The sequence below is a fragment of the Brucella pseudogrignonensis genome (genome assembly GCF_002252525.1).
In the GTDB taxonomy this organism is placed as follows: Bacteria; Pseudomonadota; Alphaproteobacteria; order Rhizobiales; family Rhizobiaceae; genus Brucella; species Brucella pseudogrignonensis.
In genome coordinates this window covers 637954-655408 of sequence record NZ_NNRM01000017.1, presented here as the reverse complement: position 1 = coordinate 655408, position 17455 = coordinate 637954, and the positions used below count along the sequence as shown (strand labels likewise).

The window sequence follows — 17455 nt, the reverse complement described above, 5'->3', positions numbered from 1 at the left end:
ATGGTTGATATCAATCAGATCCCGACCCGTCGTCCTTTCCATCGTCGTCGCAAGACGTGCCCTTTCTCCGGCGCAAACGCACCGAAGATCGACTACAAGGACATCAAGCTTCTGCAGCGTTACATTTCGGAACGCGGCAAAATCGTTCCTTCGCGTATTACGGCTGTCAGCCAGAAGAAGCAGCGTGAACTTGCCAAGGCGATCAAGCGCGCTCGTTTCCTCGGCCTGCTTCCATACGTTGTGAAGTAAGACTTTTTGGGAGGCGACACTTCGCCTCCCATTTTCCTCCACTGCGATGGGCGCAACGGAGTGTAATTAAAACCCAAGTTGAGGCGAAGCCCTTGTGCCGTCTCTAACTGCAGAACCGGAATAGCCGGAGCAGGACAGCGAGTTTATGAAGTTTAACGGAACCATCATTGGAGTCGGCATATTGGCGGGGCTTGCCTCGGCATTGATGTCGTCTGGCGTCATTGCTCAATCGGGCATGGCGGTGGTTCTGTATTTCCTGACGCCGTTACCAATTTTTGTTGCCGCCCTTGGTTGGGGTTCGAGCGCAGGGCTTGTTGCCGCTGCAGCCGCCACCATTGCGATCGGCGTGTTTGCAGCCCCCATGGCAGCAGTGCTGATGGCACTAACAAGCTACGTGCCCGCTGCAACAGGCGCGTATCTTTCCGGCCTCGCACGTCCGGCTTCCGAACTCGGCGGTCCTAAAGACGTCATGGTCTGGTATCCGCTTTCGGATATTGTTTTCCGTCTCGCGCTGATGGTTGCTGTCAGCTTCATCATCATTGGTTTCATTCTGGGTTTCGGGCCAGATATGGCTCGCGAGCTGGCTAATACGCTGATCGATCGTCTGGCGGAGGCTGATCCACAGTTCACACCTAGCGATGAAATGCGCCAGAGCGTTACGGCTCTTCTAATGGTAGCTTTGCCTGCGGTTCAGCCTGCAACCTGCCTTGCCATTCTGGTCGGTAATCTCTATCTGGCTCTGCGCCTTACAGCTCTTTCTGGCCGTTTACGCCGTCCGCGTGATGACTGGCCCGCGACCATGCGTATGCCGCGTCCGGCATTGCTCGTTTTTGCGGTGGCGCTCGCAGTAGCGTTTCTGCCGGGTGGAGCTGGCCTGATTGCAACGGTAGTTGTTGGAGCATTGAGCTTCGGCTTCATGATTGCAGGTCTTGCAACATTCCACATGCGCACGCGTGGAAAAGCCTGGCGCCCAGTGGTGCTGTGGCTCGTCTATGTGGCGATTATCCTCTTCGCATTCCTGCTTTTTGTCTTCATGGTTTTTGGTCTTTTCGATACATCGCGCGGTGCGCCGATCTCAAAAATGCCAGACGCCAACAACCAATAAACATATTGAAACACTCGAAAGGAAACTCAAATGGACGTTATTCTTCTGGAACGCATCGCTCGCCTCGGTCAGATGGGCGACACTGTTAAGGTCAAGGACGGCTTTGCCCGTAACTTCCTTCTGCCGCAGGGCAAGGCTCTTCGTGCCAACGAAGCCAACAAGAAGAAGTTTGAAGGCCAGCGCGCACAGCTCGAAGCTCAGAACCTTGAGCGCAAGAACGAAGCTGAAGCAGTTGCTGCAAAGCTCAACGGCGAATCGTTCATCGTTGTTCGTTCGGCTGGTGAAACCGGTCAGCTCTACGGTTCGGTTTCGACCCGCGACATCGCTGACATCATCACCGCAAACGGCTTCAACCTGCACCGCAACCAGGTTGAACTGAACCAGCCAATCAAGGCAATTGGCCTGCACGAAGTTGCGATTTCGCTGCATCCAGAAGTTCAGGTCAGCGTTACTGTCAACATCGCACGTTCGACCGAAGAAGCAGAACGTCAGGCAAAGGGTGAAGACCTCACCTCTATCGAAGCTATCTACGGCATCGAAGAAGCTCCGCTTGCTGAAGAAATCTTCGACGAAGACGAAGAAGCAGAAGACCAGGCTTAATTTAGCCGTCTATCATCCGAGAAATGCCAGCCGCTTTGGCTGGCATTCTCATGGTGGTAAACTTTATATGATCATGCCCGGCGGTCTCCGTCGGGCATTTTCTCTTTTCAGATCGGCAAAAGTGCCTATTCTTCATTTTAGTATTGGATTGGAGAGGGTGCTGACGGAAGCGTCCGCGTTTGCTCAGGCGAAAAGCCAGAGGCCGGCCAAAGACTGACTGACCAAATGGGAATTGCCTGAAAATCTGATGACAGCGCGGCTTTTATAAAGGCAACAGGCCGCCTGCCATGCAATCGCATGGATGTTTGCACCTGCTCTAATCTCAACAAGGAGATGGGGCCGATGTATGGAATGCTGCGTACTGTTCTTTCGCATATGATCAAAACCGGGGACCTGACGGTTACCGATTCTGATGGGACTGCCAATCAGTATGGAGACAAGACCGGCGAGCCGGTTCATATCCGTTTTAATACTCGACATGCTGAACGCGCTGTAGCGCTCGACCCTGAATTGAAGCTTGCGGAATGCTTCATGGATGGCGAAATCGATTTTCTCAACGGCGATATTTACACATTGCTGAAAGTGGTTTTCGAAAACACGGGACCAATAGCCGCCACCGAGCCTTGGATGAAGGCAGCTGGCAAATTCCGCGTGCTGTTTCGGCGTTTCCAGCAGATGAACAATCTGGCTCGCTCATCGAGCAATGTGAAAAGCCATTACGACCTTTCAGGCGCGCTTTACGATCTGTTCCTTGATCCGGACAAGCAATATTCCTGCGCTTACTTTGAAACACCCAATACGACGCTCGCTGAGGCACAACTCGCGAAGAAGCGCCATATCGCAGCGAAACTTCTCGTCAATGAAGGCGACAAAATTCTGGATATTGGCTGCGGTTGGGGCGGCATGGGGCTTTATCTCGCCCGTTATCTCAAAGCCAATGTGACCGGTGTCACGCTTTCAGAAGAACAGCACGCTATCGCCAACAAACGCGCAGCCGAAGAAGATCTTGCGGACCGCGCCAAGTTTCAGCTGACAGATTATCGCAATATCGATGACCAGTTCGACCGGCTTGTCTCAGTAGGAATGTTCGAGCATGTCGGCGTCGGACATTTCGCTGAATATTTTCAACATGCGGCGCGCTTGCTGAAAAAAGACGGCGTCTTCCTGCTTCACGCTATTGGCCGCGCCGATGGCCCTGGCGCAACCAACCCATTCATCCGCAAGTATATTTTCCCGGGTGGTTATATCCCTGCCCTCTCCGAGGTGTTGCCGCATATCGAGAAAGCAGGGCTTTATGTCACTGACATTGAAATCTTGCGGCTTCATTATGCCGAAACGCTTAAAGAATGGCGTCTTGCGTTTATGGCTCGACGCGAGGAAGCCAAAGCTCTTTACGACGAACGTTTCTGCCGAATGTGGGAATTTTACCTTGCAGCCTCTGAGAGCGCATTCCGTTGGCAGAACATGATGGTGTTCCATATTCAGATTGCACATAAGCAGGAAGCCGTGCCGCTAACACGCAATTACATTGAGGCTGAGGAAAAGCGACTCAAGCGGCTCGACAGCGCGCCAAAAGGTGCCAACAGCGAGACACAAGCACCCAAAAAAAGGGCCAAAGCCCAATAGTGCTGACATACAAAGAAAGGGGCTGTGTGAACATTCACACAGCCCTTTATGCTTATTCAGCTTTAGGAACGCCAGCTTCCCATTTATCCCAATGGGTCGTGATTTCATCGACGACCGGAGCGCCGACGAGGTAGATATTCTTGACTGTTTCGGCAAACCCGCCGGCGGTTTCGCCCGGTGCTGGATCAAGGTGCTGCAACGTCGTTTCGTTTGGATTGCCCTGATCGAAGTTCACGGCTCCACGCAGGCTGAGAATACGATCCGTTCCGAACTGGCGCTTGATGACGAGGGTGATCGAAGCAGCTTCCATTTCGGTGATCAAATAGTCGTCAGCGCCGTAAAGCTTTGCAATGTATTGCGCTTCTTTCGACAATCCCGGACCATGAAAGAAAGTATCACCCGTCATATGAGTGCCTTCCTTCAAAGACGGTGCTGATTGTGCAGCTTTGTCCGGATAACGCATCCGATAGGCCTGCGCTTCCTTCGAATCCTCAAGCTTCACGTCTTTGCCGAGACGCATGGCGGCAGCGACAAGATCAGGGTTGAGCTTGAAGACGCGATAGTCTTCATAACCTTTGCGCGGCATGAAGACCGGCTCGCCTGCCTTGCCTTCTTCCGGGGCCCAGCGGTGCCCAAGGTCATAATCAACAAGCCATGTCGCCCAGCTCACATCGCCAATCGTACCGCGTGAAGGTGGCGTACCGGCAACACCCGACAGGACGTAATAGCTTTTCGAGAAGTCAAAAGCCGGGTCGAGAAGAATAGCCTGCATACTGGCAGATGAGTTCACCTTGCCCATGCCAAGCACTGCGCCGCAAACACCATCATCGTTACAATAGACGGGCTTCAATGCGCCTTTCACTTCGATAGGCTTGGCATCTTTCCAATAGCGCTCATACCAGTTTTGAAATTCACCTGCGCGATCGCCGCTGTTCTCGCCGATCTCGAACATTGCAGCGATGAAGACCTTAACCTTGATCGGTTCAGCAGCTGCCGCAGGAAAAGACAGAAATGACAACGAAGCGATGGCCGCCAGCCACGCCGATATGAAACGAGAACGCATAAAAGAATCCCTCTGAGCTTGTTTCGGGTTTCGTAGCAGCAGCCATTCTGCATCACAACAGACGTCAAGTCCCGGTGCAAAAGATTGAACCGTGAACTGTGGATGCCTGTGAATCATGGTATAGCTTGTATCTTCCAGCAGGAATCACCTTGAGGCTGCGTTGCGTTTAGCTTCACTTCAGAGCTAGCTGGAGAGATCAGGGACAGGACTAGAGAATCATGGCGGAAGCGGCGGTACGCAAACTTGACGATGCGCGCGATCAAAAAGAGACGCTTTATCGGGAAGCACCCCACAACATTGAAGCAGAGCAGGCGCTTTTGGGCGCTATCCTCATCAACAACGACGCCTTTTATCGCGTTTCAGATTTTCTGAAACCGACCCATTTCTTCGAGCCTTTGCATCGCCGTATCTACGAGATCTCCACGGATCTTATCCGCGTCGGCAAGATGGCTAATCCTGTCACCATGAAAACATTCTTGCCCAATGAGGGCAAGATCGGTGATCTGACTGTATTCCAGTATGTCGCGCGTCTCGCCACCGAAGCCGTGACCATCATCAATGCCGAAGATTATGGCCGTGCGATCTATGATCTTGCAACGCGCCGCGCTTTGATTGGCATTGGCGAAGATATGGTCAACGTCGCTTATGACGCGCCGGTTGATAATGCACCGCAGGAACAGATCGAAGACGCCGAGCGCCGTCTGTTCGAACTTGCAGAAACGGGCCGTTATGATGGTGGTTTTCAGGCGTTCAAGGATGCCGTTACCACCGCCGTTGATATGGCGAACGCCGCTTTTATGCGCGACGGCCACCTTTCGGGTGTATCCACGGGCATTCATACGCTTGATGGCAAAATGGGTGGCTTGCAGCCTTCCGACTTGATCATTCTTGCAGGTCGTCCGGGTATGGGTAAGACCTCGCTTGCTACGAACATCGCTTTCAACATCGCCAATGCCTATGAAGCCGAGCAGCAGGCCGACGGCACGATGAAGGCCATCAATGGCGGTGTTGTTGGCTTCTTCTCACTCGAAATGTCGGCGGAGCAGCTCGCGACCCGTATCATTTCTGAGCAAACGGAAGTGTCTTCCTCGAAGATTCGTCGCGGTGATATTACTGAATCGGATTTTGAAAAGCTGGTCGCCTGCTCACAGCATATGCAGAAGATCCCGCTTTATATCGATCAGACCGGTGGTATCTCAATTGCGCAGCTGGCAGCGCGTGCGCGTCGCCTGAAGCGCCAGCGCGGTCTCGACGTTCTGGTCATCGACTACGTTCAGCTGATGACTGGTTCCTCAAAAGCTTCGGCACAGAACCGCGTGCAGGAAATCACCGAAATTACCACGGGTCTCAAAGCGCTTGGTAAGGAACTCAATGTTCCGATCATCGCGCTATCACAGCTTTCGCGTCAGGTGGAAAGCCGTGACGACAAGCGCCCTCAGCTCTCCGATCTTCGTGAATCGGGTTCGATCGAGCAGGACGCCGACGTGGTACTTTTCGTGTTCCGTGAGGAATATTACGTTAAGAACCTCGAGCCTCGCGATGAGTTCGACCCTAAGTATGAAGAGTGGAAACAGCACTTTGAAAAAGTAAAAGGTACTGCTGACGTTATTGTTGCTAAGCAGCGTCACGGACCAACGGGTACGGTCAAACTCGCCTTCCAGGCCGAGTTCACGCGATTTGCAGATTTGGCCGAGGGATCTTATATCCCGGAGCAGTATGAATAAATCGAATGTTCCTTTTGGTCGCAATTCCGAACGGAAAACCGCTAAGCACTTTTCCTGGAATTGCTTGTATCCCGGAGCAATATGACTAGTTTTTCCGATCTTAGAGAGCGTGCTTGATGGCCAAAGCACGCATTCAGTTCATCTGCCAGAATTGCGGCGCGGTTCATACGCGCTGGGCTGGCAAGTGCGACGGCTGCGGCGAGTGGAATACACTCGTCGAAGAAGGCACCAATAGTGGCATTGGCTCCGGCCCTGGCTCCATGCTTTCAAAGCGAAAGGGCCGCGCCGTTGCCCTCACCTCTTTGTCTGGCGAAATCGAAGATGCGCCGCGCATCATTTCCGGCATCAGCGAACTTGATCGCGTAACTGGCGGTGGCTTCGTCCGTGGTTCGGCTATCCTGATTGGTGGCGATCCCGGCATCGGCAAGTCAACGCTGTTGACACAAGCGGCGGCAGCTCTCGCCAATCGCGGGCACCGAATCGTCTATGTATCCGGCGAAGAAGCCGTCGCGCAGATAAGACTGCGTGCGCAACGTTTAGGCGTTGCGTCTTCTTCGGTAGAACTGGCTGCAGAAACCAATGTCGAAGACATTCTTGCCACAGTTTCTGATGGCAAGCGACCTGATCTCGTTATCATTGACTCAATCCAGACGCTCTGGACTGACATGGCAGATTCCGCACCCGGTACAGTGACGCAGGTGCGTTCCTCTGCTCAAGCAATGATCCGCTATGCCAAGCAGACAGGTGCTGCGGTCGTCCTCGTTGGCCACGTCACCAAAGAAGGGCAGATCGCCGGCCCGCGCGTGGTTGAACACATGGTCGATGGCGTTCTCTATTTTGAAGGTGAAGGCGGACACCAGTACCGCATTCTACGCACGGTCAAGAACCGTTTCGGCCCGACCGATGAAATCGGCGTTTTTGAGATGTCGGACGGAGGCTTACGCGAAGTATCCAATCCCTCTGAGCTATTCCTTGGTGAGCGCAACGAAAAGTCGCCGGGGGCTGCTGTTTTTGCAGGCATGGAAGGCACGCGCCCGGTTCTGGTCGAGATACAGGCACTCGTATCCCCCTCTTCGCTCGGCACACCGCGCCGTGCGGTTGTGGGCTGGGATGGAAGCCGTCTCGCGATGATTTTGGCGGTTCTCGAATCACATTGCGGCGTGCGTTTTGGCCAGCATGATGTCTATCTCAATGTGGCGGGTGGCTATCGCATCAGTGAGCCAGCGGCGGATATTGCCGTGGCTGCGGCGCTTGTTTCATCCATTGCAGGTATTGCCCTGCCCGCAGATAGTGTTTATTTCGGCGAAATAAGCCTTTCTGGTGCTGTTCGTGCGGTTTCGCATGCAGTACAGAGACTGAAGGAAGCCGAAAAGCTCGGTTTCCGGCAATCAGTAGTGCCGGGCGGAAGCAGCGAACTCTGGAAAGACCGCAACTTCGGCCTCGTAGAAACTACGGCGCTACCCGATCTTGTTGCGCGTATCGCTGCATCGGGACCGGGTAAGAAGTAAGTTTCATCTGCGACCATAAGGTTGCAGATAATTGAATTTAATGAGATTTAACAGCGGAAGGTTTCGTCAACTTTCCGCTGTTATGCTCAGCCAAGTTTGACTGCCCCGCAGGCGAAAAAGCCACGCTGCGTATAAATTAAGGACAGGCCAGAATGCCGATTACGTTACTTGATGGAATTCTACTCGGAATAACGCTGGTTTCGGCCGTTCTTGCGATGGTCCGTGGTTTTTCGCGTGAAGTGCTTTCGCTGGTCTCATGGGCAGCAGCAGCCGCCGCTGCGTATCTTTTCTATAAGCCGGTTCTGCCGTACCTTCAGCCCTATATCAACAACGAAACAATCGCGAAGATTGCAGCCGCCGGTGCGGTTTTCCTTGTGGTTCTGATCGTTGTTTCGCTGATTACCATGAAGATCGCTGATTTCATCATCGACAGTCGCATCGGTGCACTCGATAGGACGCTCGGCTTCTTGTTCGGCGCTGCACGCGGTGTTCTTCTCGTTGTTGTCGCGATGTTGTTCTTCAACTGGCTGGTGCCAACCGGCCAACCTGCGTGGGTGAGCAACGCAAAGTCCAAGCCAATGCTTGATTCCTTTGGTCAGCAGCTGATCGATCTTTTGCCTGCGGACCCAGAAGCGGCCATCAAGCAGTTTAAGCCAGGTCAGGAAGGTCAGGCACCTGCAACCGGCCAGCCAAGTGGCCAGACAGGCGATCAGACGGAAGCACCTGTACCGGACGATACACCGGCTGCAAACTGATCTTGAACCACCTTTTTTGAAACCGGTATGCCTAGCGCTACCGGTTTCATCTGTTTTCAGCCTCAATCCATCCTTATATTGAGAGCTGAAAATGACGCAGGTGAAACGGACCGCTTTTAAAGTGACGCCTTTTCCTGTAAATACCGCTTTTAACAAACCGCAATCGAAAGGCCTTGCGGACGATGTTCCAACAATCGCATGACGAAACTTCCTTTATGCTGGACGATGATACGTTGCATGAAGAGTGTGGTGTATTTGGTATTCTCGGCCATGAGGACGCAGCAGCGCTGACAGCGCTTGGTCTGCACGCCCTTCAGCATCGCGGACAGGAAGCCGCCGGTATTGTTTCCTACCACAACCGCCGCTTCCATTCGGAGCGCCATATGGGCCTGGTTGGAGATCACTTCACCGATGCTTCGACGCTCAATCGTTTGCCCGGCGATCGCGCCATCGGCCATGTGCGTTATTCCACCACTGGCGAAACGATCCTGCGTAACGTTCAGCCGCTTTTCGCAGAGCTGGAAGTTGGCGGCATCGCGATTGCGCATAACGGCAATTTCACTAATGGCATTACGCTGCGCAAGCAGCTGATTGCGTCCGGCGCCATTTTCCAGGCAACATCGGACACCGAAGTTGTGCTGCATATGATCGCCCGTTCACGTCAGGCTTCCTCGAGCGCGCGTTTTGTCGATGCAATCCGTCAGGTCGAAGGCGGTTATGCAATGCTGGCGCTTACGCGCACGAAGCTGATTGCGGCGCGCGACCCGGTTGGCATTCGTCCCCTCGTCATGGGCGAACTCGACGGAAAACCGATCTTCTGCTCGGAAACCTGTGCTCTCGACATTATCGGCGCGAAATATATTCGCGACGTGGAAAACGGCGAAGTCATCATCTGTGAAATCCAGAAAGATGGCTCGATCACAACTGACTGCATCAAGGCCGAAAATCCGCAACCGGAACGCCTTTGCTTGTTTGAATATGTCTACTTCGCACGTCCTGACTCGGTTGTTGGCGGTCGCAGCGTTTATGTTGCGCGCAAGAACATGGGCATGGAACTGGCGAAAGAATCGCCAATCGAAGCTGACGTGGTTGTTCCTGTGCCGGATGGCGGCACGCCGGCAGCGCTTGGCTTCGCGCAGGCCAGCGGCATTCCGTTTGAATATGGTATCATCCGCAATCACTATGTCGGTCGTACCTTCATTGAGCCAACCCAGCAGATCCGTGCACTTGGCGTGAAGCTCAAGCACTCCGCCAATCGTGCGATGATCGAAGGCAAGCGCGTTGTTCTGGTGGATGATTCCATCGTCCGTGGCACCACTTCGGTCAAGATCGTTCAGATGATCCGCGATGCAGGCGCCAAGGAAGTGCATATTCGCGTTGCAAGCCCGATGATCTTCCATCCAGACTTCTATGGCATTGACACACCGGACGGTGATAAGCTGCTGGCGAACCAGTATGACAGTCTCGAAGCGATGTGCCGCTATATCGGTGCAGATTCGCTAGAATTTCTGTCAATCGATGGACTTTATCAGGCCGTCGGTGGACAACCTCGTGATCCTAAGGCGCCCGCCTTCACCGATCACTACTTCACGGGTGAATATCCAACCCGTCTTGTCGATCAGGAAGGCGAAAGCAACGTTCACACGTTGTCGCTTCTTGCTTCTAACGGCTGATCGATAGTCTTCACGCAGGCGGCTCAAAAGGCCGCCTGTTTCATGTTCCTGCACGAAATTGGGGGTAGAATGACAACTGACCTTAAGGGCGACCTTACGGGCCGTATCGCCTTGGTAACAGGCGCATCACGCGGCATTGGATATTTTCTTTCGCTTGAGCTTGCAAAGCGCGGCGCTCATGTGATCGCCGTCGCACGTACTGTTGGCGGTTTGGAAGAACTTGACGACGAAATTCGTAAGATCGGTGGCACCACCACGCTCGTTCCGCTCGACATTACCGATATGGAAGCGATTGATCGTCTCGGCGGCTCTATTCATGAGCGCTGGGGTAAACTCGATATTCTCGTTGCAAATGCTGGCGTCCTTGGCACGATTTCCCCCATCGGCCATGTAGAAGCCAAGACATTTGATAAGGTTATGAATGTCAACGTGACCAGCGTATGGCGCCTCATCCGTACCACAGACCCGCTGCTGCGTGCATCTGATGCTGGACGTGCAATTCTGCTCTCATCAGGTGTTGCTCACTCCTGCCGCGCATTCTGGGGCCCTTATGCCGCTTCCAAGGCCGCAGTCGAAGTGATGGCGCGCTGCTGGGCAGAAGAAGCCAAACAGATGAAGCTCAAGGTCAACTCAGTTAATCCAGGCGCAACCCGCACCGCCATGCGTGCGCAGGCAATGCCGGGTGAAGATCCGGAAACTTTGCCAACACCACAGTCAGTCGCCGAGAAGATCGTCAAACTAGCCGATCCGAACCTTGATGTTACTGGCAAACTTTACGATGTGCGTCAGGATCGCTTCCTCGACTATCATATGCCGTCCTGATTTTTGCAGATCCGGCCTTGCACGATGCCAAGGCCGGACTTATCCTTTCTAGAGCATTTCCTGTTTTGATTGAGTCATTGGAAATGCTCTATCTATTTGTTTCTACGCGCATCTTTTTCCGAAAACCGCTTCGCATTTTTCGGGATATGCTCTAAATATTCCGCTCCTGCCGACCTTTCCGGCTCATTTTAAAGCGGACCTTCCCCCTACCAGACAAGACTGTTCCTTCGCGCGCTTATGCACGCGCACATTCCCATTTTACTGGAGGACCAATGTCTCACGACTATCAACGCTTTATCATTATCAGTGGCGGACCCGGATCAGGCAAAAGCACACTCATCGATGCTCTGGAGAAGCGGGGCTTTGCACGCAGTGTCGAAGCAGGCCGCGCCATCATTCAGCATCAGGTAGAAATCGGCGGGAAAGCACTGCCATGGGCAGATCGCTCCTTGTTTGCGGAACTGATGCTTTCGTGGGAGATGCGCTCTTACGGTCTTGCCTGCAACAACGAAGGACCGGTGTTCTTTGATCGCGGTGTGCCTGATGTTATCGGCTATCTCACGCTTTGTAGATTGCCGGTGCCTGAACACATTCGGCAAGCAGCGTCCACGATTCGATATAACAGAACGGTGTTTCTCGCTCCACCATGGGCAGAAATTTTTGATCAGGACGCCGAGCGCAAACAGAACTTCGATGAGGCGAAACGCACATTTGATGCGATGGAGCAGACATATCAGCAGTTTGGATATGAAATCGCGCTCCTGCCGAAATCAACGGTTCAGGAGCGCGCAAATTTTATTCTCCAAAACTTACCGTCAGACGTCTTCTGACGGCTCGTTTTCATGAGCGGCCTTCTTATCGGCTGCTTCACGACGGTTCCATGCCAGCAGACTAAGCGGCAGAAAGGCAACATAGGCTAGCGCTGTCAGTGTCAGCGTGTGCCATGTGAAGCTCATCAGAAATGCCACATAAATCACCACCATGAGGATCAGCGGCATGACGATGTCGCGGCGCACGAGGCTACCGGCGGACTTGCCGTTATAAACCGGCAAGCGGCTGACCAGCAGGAAAGCAATGGCAACTGTGTAGATCGCAACACCGAAAGCCAGCCCCTTGCTTGGTGTCAGCCCAAGGAAGCCGAGATAGACGGGCAACAGAACCAACATGGCGCCTGCTGGTGCAGGCACGCCGATGAAGTAATTGCTCTGCCATGCAGGGCGGTTCGGGTCTTCCAGCATCACGTTGAAACGGGCAAGACGCAGGCAGCAGGCAATGGCGTAAAGCAGCGCCGCAATCCAGCCGAAGGAACGCGCCTGATCAAGTACGAAAACATAAAGCACCAATGCAGGCGCGACGCCAAAATTGACGATATCGGCCAGCGAATCCATCTGCTCACCGAATTTCGACGAGCCTTTCATCATGCGGGCTACGCGGCCATCAATACCGTCGAGAAACGCCGCAATCAGCACCATCGTTACTGCGAGTTCAAAGCGGTGCTCAAATGCCAGACGAATGCCAGTTAAGCCCGCACAGATGGCAAGAACCGTGATGACATTCGGAATTACGATGCGCAGAGGAATCTGCGACAGTCTTGGGCCGCGGGATGAATCCACGCGGCCATTAGGCTCGAAGGGTGGGAATGGTGTTTCCATCGGCTCAGGCGATCCGCACCACAGGTTCAACGCGTTCGCTACCGAATTCAGCAAGAACCGTTTCACCAGCCACAGCGGTTTGGCCGACAGCAACGCGAACCGATGCACCGGCTGGCAGATAGACATCAACGCGTGAGCCGAAACGGATCAGGCCGAAGCGCTCACCGACTGAGAGATTGTCGCTTTCGCGTGACCAGCAGACGATACGGCGGGCAACCAGACCTGCGATTTGTACAACGCCGACCTTGCCGTTTGCACTGTCGATGAGAACGGAATTGCGCTCGTTTTCGGTGCTGGCCTTATCAAGTTCTGCATTGAGGAACTTGCCCGGGCGGTGAAAGATCTTCTCGATACGACCACGCACTGGCGCACGATTGATGTGAACGGAAAACACGTTCATGAACACAGACACGCGCATAAGCGGCTCTGCGCCGAGATCCAGTTCCGCTGGCGGCACTGCCGGGCCAACGAAAGAAACCTTGCCGTCAGCCGGGCTGATCACAAGATCGTCGGCGATTGGCGTCACACGCTCAGGATCGCGGTAGAAATAAATGCACCAGATGGTCAGAACGAGACCAATCCAGAACAGCGGGTTCCACAGCCAGCCCAGAATGAGCGAAACCACGAAGAAGCCCGCGATAAACGGATAACCTTCACGATGGATCGGCACGAAAGTGTTACGAATGGTATCAGACAGGCTCATCGTTTTTCCTTCTGGAACGCGGCAAGTCTGCCCGACAACCATGCGTTCTAGTGAATTATATGCGCACCGCTTTGCCGAAAATCTCCCCTGATCAACAGCACGATGCGACGCTTGGCCCGGTTTTACCTCATCCCGCTTAAAATCAAAACGTATTTCGCAATTTATTCACGACTGTCAGGGTTCGTGATCATATACTAATCCAAAGCACAATAATGCGACGCATCAAGCTTTGAGAAATTCATCTACGCTCAGGCCTGACCAAACACCTATGAGAAAAGGTCACAGGTGTTTGGTTTAACAAGCGATTATTTACTCCGCAGCAGGCGCACCACGCGTGACGACGCCCATGTCGTCACTTTCGCGGACCTGACGCAGGCGTTCTTCTGCCTCATCAGCCTCACGCTGACGGTTCCACATCGAAGCATAAAGACCATCCTGCTTCAGAAGCGCCCTATGCGTACCACGTTCGGCAATCAGCCCTTCCTTCAGCACGATGATTTCGTCCGCACCAATAACCGTCGACAAACGATGCGCGATCACCAGTGTTGTGCGGCCACGGCTGACGATATCGAGCGCCGACTGAATTTCTTGCTCGGTCGCTGTATCGAGTGCCGATGTGGCCTCATCTAGAATAAGAATTGGCGGTGCTTTCAGGATCGTACGAGCAATTGCCACGCGCTGCTTTTCACCGCCTGAAAGCTTCAAGCCACGTTCGCCGACCATTGCCTGATAGCCTTCCGGCAGATGTTTGATGAAGCCGGAGATCTGCGCCATTTCGGCTGCCTTTTCCACGTCCTGATCGCTCGCATCAGTGCGACCATAACGAATGTTATAGGCAATCGTGTCATTGAAGAGCACAGTATCCTGCGGGACCATGCCGATGACTTTGCGCAGGCTCTCTTGCGTTACATCGCGCACATCTTGCCCATCAATCGTCACCGAACCGGACTGAACGTCATAGAAGCGGAACAGAAGACGCGAGATCGTGGATTTACCTGCACCTGACGGGCCGACAATCGCCACCGTCTTACCCGCCGGCACTTCAAAGCTGACGCCTTTGAGGATCGGACGGTTGGCGTCATAGGCGAAATGCACATCGTTGAAGCGGATTGCGCCTTTGTCCACATCAAGCGGTTCGGCGCTTGGCTTGTCCTGCACTTCCTGCTGTACATCGAGGAGGTCGAACATCTGCTCAATGTCAGTCAGGCCCTGACGGATTTCACGATAGATGAAACCGATGAAATTGAGCGGAATGGAAAGCTGCATCAACATCGCGTTGATGAATACGAAGTCACCAAGCGACTGCGTGCCCGCCTGCACTTCGCGCGCCGACATCACCATAACAATGGCCATACCGACACCGAAAATCACAGCCTGACCAAAGTTCAGCCAGCCGAGCGAAGTCCAGGTTTTTGTCGCGGCATCTTCATAGCGCGCCATCGACGCATCGAAGCGCTTGGCTTCCATCGTCTCATTGCCGAAATATTTGACCGTCTCGAAGTTGAGTAGCGAATCGATGGCCTTGGTGTTGGCATCTGTGTCGGAATCATTCATCTCGCGACGAATATTGATGCGCCAGTCACTCGCCTTGATCGTGAACCACGTATAGGCCCATACGGTTGCAGCAACTACCAGCAAGTAGGAAAAGCCATAGGCGAAGGCGAAAATCACCGCCGTCAGCGCAAACTCAAGAATGGTCGGCAACGTGTTGAGGATCGTGAAACGAACGATCGTTTCAATGCCCTTGGTGCCGCGCTCGATCACACGCGAGAGACCACCCGTGCGTCGCTCCAGATGGAAGCGGAGCGAAAGCTGGTGCATATGCACGAAGGTTTTATAGGCAAGCTGACGCACCGCATATTGGCCGACACTGGCAAACAGCGCATCGCGAAGCTGATTGAGCCCCGCCTGAATAATCTTGGCCGCATTATAGGCGAGCACCAGCATGACCGCGCCGGTAAGGATCAGCGGAATATAATCGGGCGTTGAAAGCTGTCCATTCAGTGCATTCGTCACCCATTTGAAGAAATAGGGAACAAGGATCAGAACGATCTTGGAAATCACCAGATAGAACGTCGCCCAAACCACGCGCATGCGCAGATCAGGGCGTTCAGATGGCCACATGTAGGGCCAGAGATTTCGCAATGTTTTGAACGTTTCGCCGGAATCGGCAGAAACAGTTTTGGGGGAACTCATGATGTTTCTTTCAAATCAGACAGTTTTTTCGCAGCAGCCATTTCGAAAGGCTGCGAGATGCGAACGAATGATGGACAATTGCTGCCAGTTGACGCTGTAGCGGGAAGTCTGGCGGTCGGGCCGATAGTCGATAAGGCCGGCCTGTACGAGAACCTTGAGATGCTGCGATACCGTGGACTGAGCAAGGTCGAGACGGCCGACAATATCCTTGCAGCAGCAGGCATCTTCAAGAATCAGCTGCCGGAGAATGTGAATGCGAACGGGATGACCGAGCGCTGCATAAATGCGCGCCGCAAGGTCGTCGTCTACGCCCGGAAAAACATCGGACATCGTGTCGAGGGAAATATTCATCGTAAATCGACGATATACGATTATACTCAAAAAGACAATATAACGCAGCATCCTTTCTAAAGGACACTGCGTTCACAAAACAGATATTGCCGATTTATATCAGTTTGCGGAATCCTGCAGTCGGCGCTGCACTTCGTCATCACCGAGCGGCTGCTGCGGCATTACAAAGACCTGTCCCGGCAAAATTAGGTCAGGATTACGGATCTGATCGCGGTTCGCGAGATAGATCGTCGTGTATCGTGTACCCTGACCATATGTTCGCTTCGAAATCGTCCAGAGATTATCACCCTTTCGGATGATCACAGAGCCTTCCACCTTCTGCAAAGGTGTGGCGCTGGCTGCTTCTCCCGCACTGGAGTTCTGATCGCCAGTTCCCGAAGCAACAGCCGAAACATTTTCGCCAGCTTCGCGGCGGAAAGGCACGCGCGCTGTGGCAATCACACGAGAAGAGCTATCGAGAAGATCAGCACGAATAATGTAGTCGCCCACTGCGAGGGGCTTCTGGCTCTGCACCAGAAAACGACCTTCCGGCGAAATCGGGCTGGCACCAAGCATGATATCATTGGCGTTCACAACAACGCTGTTTCCATCCTTCGGACCATTGGCCTTACCTGCAACAAAGACCCTGTCGCCTTCAATCTCGACAGCCTCGATGGCAATCGGCGCATCGGGATCAGGCTTAGCCTGCGGCGCGGTTTCGGTAGGAGCTGCATCCGGCGCGGTTGAAGCGGTCGTTTGCTGAGCTGGGACTTCTGGCTTGGTGATCAGGCGACTGGCCTGGCCCGGCTCTTCAACCAGCGCCAATACCTGGCCCTTGCTGTTATCGGGAACGGAAACAATCGCAGTTTGCGCAGAGGTTGCAACATTGCCGCCCTCACCGCCAGCACGCAGCACCAGCTGGTGATCGCCCGGTTCAAGCGGCTGATCGAGAACGATAGCGAAGTCGCCGTTTTCACCGGCCTTGGCTGTCCCCAGCACCTTGGAACCGGAAATGATTTCGATGGCGGCATTCGCAGCAGCCTGACCGGCGATTACGACAGAACCATCTGTTTCTACACGCAGAATATCGAAGACCGGAACTTTCGCTTCTTTCGGCGCTTCTTTTGCTGCCTCTGGCGCAGGCTGTTCAGTCAATTGCTGCGGCTGAGCATCGGCTGGTTTTTCTGGCTCTTGCGTTGCAGCGGGCGTTTGCGCCTCCGAAGGCTTTGGCAAACTGCCGGTTTCAGGAGCCTTTGCAGCAATGCCCGAATCCGACGTAACAGCCTGCTCTTTCAGCGAATTCCAATAATATGCGCCCCCGCCAAGAACGAGGACGAGAAGAACACCGATAACCCCATATCTATAGTTTTGCATTCGGCCCGAAACCCACAAGAGATAAATTAACCTCCGGGTTTATCGCTTTTTTCTGCACCTCACAAGAAGTTGAGC

Annotated in this window: 16 protein-coding genes; 10 read left to right on the top strand and 6 right to left on the bottom strand. The window is 53.7% G+C overall.

Annotation, left to right across the window (positions count from 1 at the left end):
- The 4 genes from rpsR to CEV34_RS09705 all read left to right on the top strand — a co-directional run bounded on the left by rpsR (position 1) and on the right by CEV34_RS09705 (position 3580).
- Positions 1-249: a 30S ribosomal protein S18 gene (rpsR, locus tag CEV34_RS09720; protein ID WP_006466219.1), complete on the top strand. Its 249-nt coding sequence runs from the start codon at positions 1-3 to the stop codon at positions 247-249.
- A gap of 145 nt (positions 250-394) precedes the next feature.
- Positions 395-1354 carry a DUF2232 domain-containing protein gene (locus CEV34_RS09715; protein WP_007873814.1) on the top strand — a complete coding sequence of 320 codons (960 nt, stop codon included), beginning with the start codon at positions 395-397 and terminating at the stop codon, positions 1352-1354.
- Positions 1355-1384: 30 nt separating this feature from the next.
- Positions 1385-1954, top strand: coding sequence for a 50S ribosomal protein L9 (rplI, locus tag CEV34_RS09710; protein ID WP_007873810.1), 570 nt, complete (start codon positions 1385-1387; stop codon positions 1952-1954).
- Positions 1955-2296: 342 nt separating this feature from the next.
- Entirely contained in the window at positions 2297-3580 is a 1284-nt protein-coding gene (locus CEV34_RS09705) for an SAM-dependent methyltransferase (RefSeq protein ID WP_007873807.1), read from the top strand.
- Between the two features lie 52 nt (positions 3581-3632).
- Here CEV34_RS09705 and CEV34_RS09700 read toward each other — a convergent pair whose 3' ends face one another.
- Complete coding sequence (locus CEV34_RS09700; RefSeq protein ID WP_007873806.1) at positions 3633-4643, bottom strand: purine-nucleoside phosphorylase; 1011 nt, start codon at positions 4641-4643, stop codon at positions 3633-3635.
- Positions 4644-4861: 218 nt separating this feature from the next.
- Between CEV34_RS09700 and CEV34_RS09695 the strand changes: the two genes are divergently transcribed.
- From CEV34_RS09695 to CEV34_RS09670, 6 genes are all read left to right on the top strand, one after another.
- The gene (locus CEV34_RS09695; RefSeq protein ID WP_007873804.1) at positions 4862-6367 is read left to right on the top strand and encodes a replicative DNA helicase; all 1506 of its coding nucleotides are present in this window, start codon (positions 4862-4864) and stop codon (positions 6365-6367) included.
- 116 nt (positions 6368-6483) lie between these two features.
- Complete coding sequence (gene radA, locus CEV34_RS09690) at positions 6484-7875, top strand: DNA repair protein RadA (protein ID WP_007873802.1); 1392 nt, start codon at positions 6484-6486, stop codon at positions 7873-7875.
- Positions 7876-8027: 152 nt separating this feature from the next.
- Positions 8028-8630, top strand: coding sequence for a CvpA family protein (locus CEV34_RS09685; RefSeq protein ID WP_007873801.1), 603 nt, complete (start codon positions 8028-8030; stop codon positions 8628-8630).
- 182 nt (positions 8631-8812) lie between these two features.
- Positions 8813-10303 carry an amidophosphoribosyltransferase gene (gene purF / locus CEV34_RS09680; protein WP_079211579.1) on the top strand — a complete coding sequence of 497 codons (1491 nt, stop codon included), beginning with the start codon at positions 8813-8815 and terminating at the stop codon, positions 10301-10303.
- A 69-nt stretch (positions 10304-10372) separates the two neighbouring features.
- Positions 10373-11125: an SDR family NAD(P)-dependent oxidoreductase gene (locus tag CEV34_RS09675; RefSeq protein ID WP_007873799.1), complete on the top strand. Its 753-nt coding sequence runs from the start codon at positions 10373-10375 to the stop codon at positions 11123-11125.
- 272 nt (positions 11126-11397) lie between these two features.
- Positions 11398-11955, top strand: coding sequence for an AAA family ATPase (locus tag CEV34_RS09670; RefSeq protein ID WP_007873798.1), 558 nt, complete (start codon positions 11398-11400; stop codon positions 11953-11955).
- Here the strand turns inward: CEV34_RS09670 and pssA are convergent.
- The 5 genes from pssA to CEV34_RS09645 form a co-directional block, all read right to left on the bottom strand.
- Complete coding sequence (gene pssA, locus CEV34_RS09665) at positions 11941-12777, bottom strand: CDP-diacylglycerol--serine O-phosphatidyltransferase (protein ID WP_007873797.1); 837 nt, start codon at positions 12775-12777, stop codon at positions 11941-11943. The two genes, CEV34_RS09670 and pssA, sit on opposite strands and share 15 nt — an antisense overlap.
- 4 nt (positions 12778-12781) lie before the next feature.
- Positions 12782-13480, bottom strand: a complete 699-nt coding sequence (locus CEV34_RS09660) for a phosphatidylserine decarboxylase (RefSeq protein WP_007873795.1) — start codon at positions 13478-13480, stop codon at positions 12782-12784.
- 309 nt (positions 13481-13789) lie between these two features.
- Positions 13790-15676 (bottom strand): ABCB family ABC transporter ATP-binding protein/permease, encoded by a 1887-nt coding sequence (locus CEV34_RS09655; RefSeq protein ID WP_007873793.1) that lies wholly within the window; start codon positions 15674-15676, stop codon positions 13790-13792.
- Between the two features lie 15 nt (positions 15677-15691).
- Positions 15692-16027: an ArsR/SmtB family transcription factor gene (locus tag CEV34_RS09650; RefSeq protein ID WP_039859538.1), complete on the bottom strand. Its 336-nt coding sequence runs from the start codon at positions 16025-16027 to the stop codon at positions 15692-15694.
- Positions 16028-16126: 99 nt separating this feature from the next.
- Positions 16127-17380 carry an Ig-like domain-containing protein gene (locus CEV34_RS09645; protein WP_039859536.1) on the bottom strand — a complete coding sequence of 418 codons (1254 nt, stop codon included), beginning with the start codon at positions 17378-17380 and terminating at the stop codon, positions 16127-16129.
- Between the last annotated feature and the right edge of the window lie 75 nt (positions 17381-17455).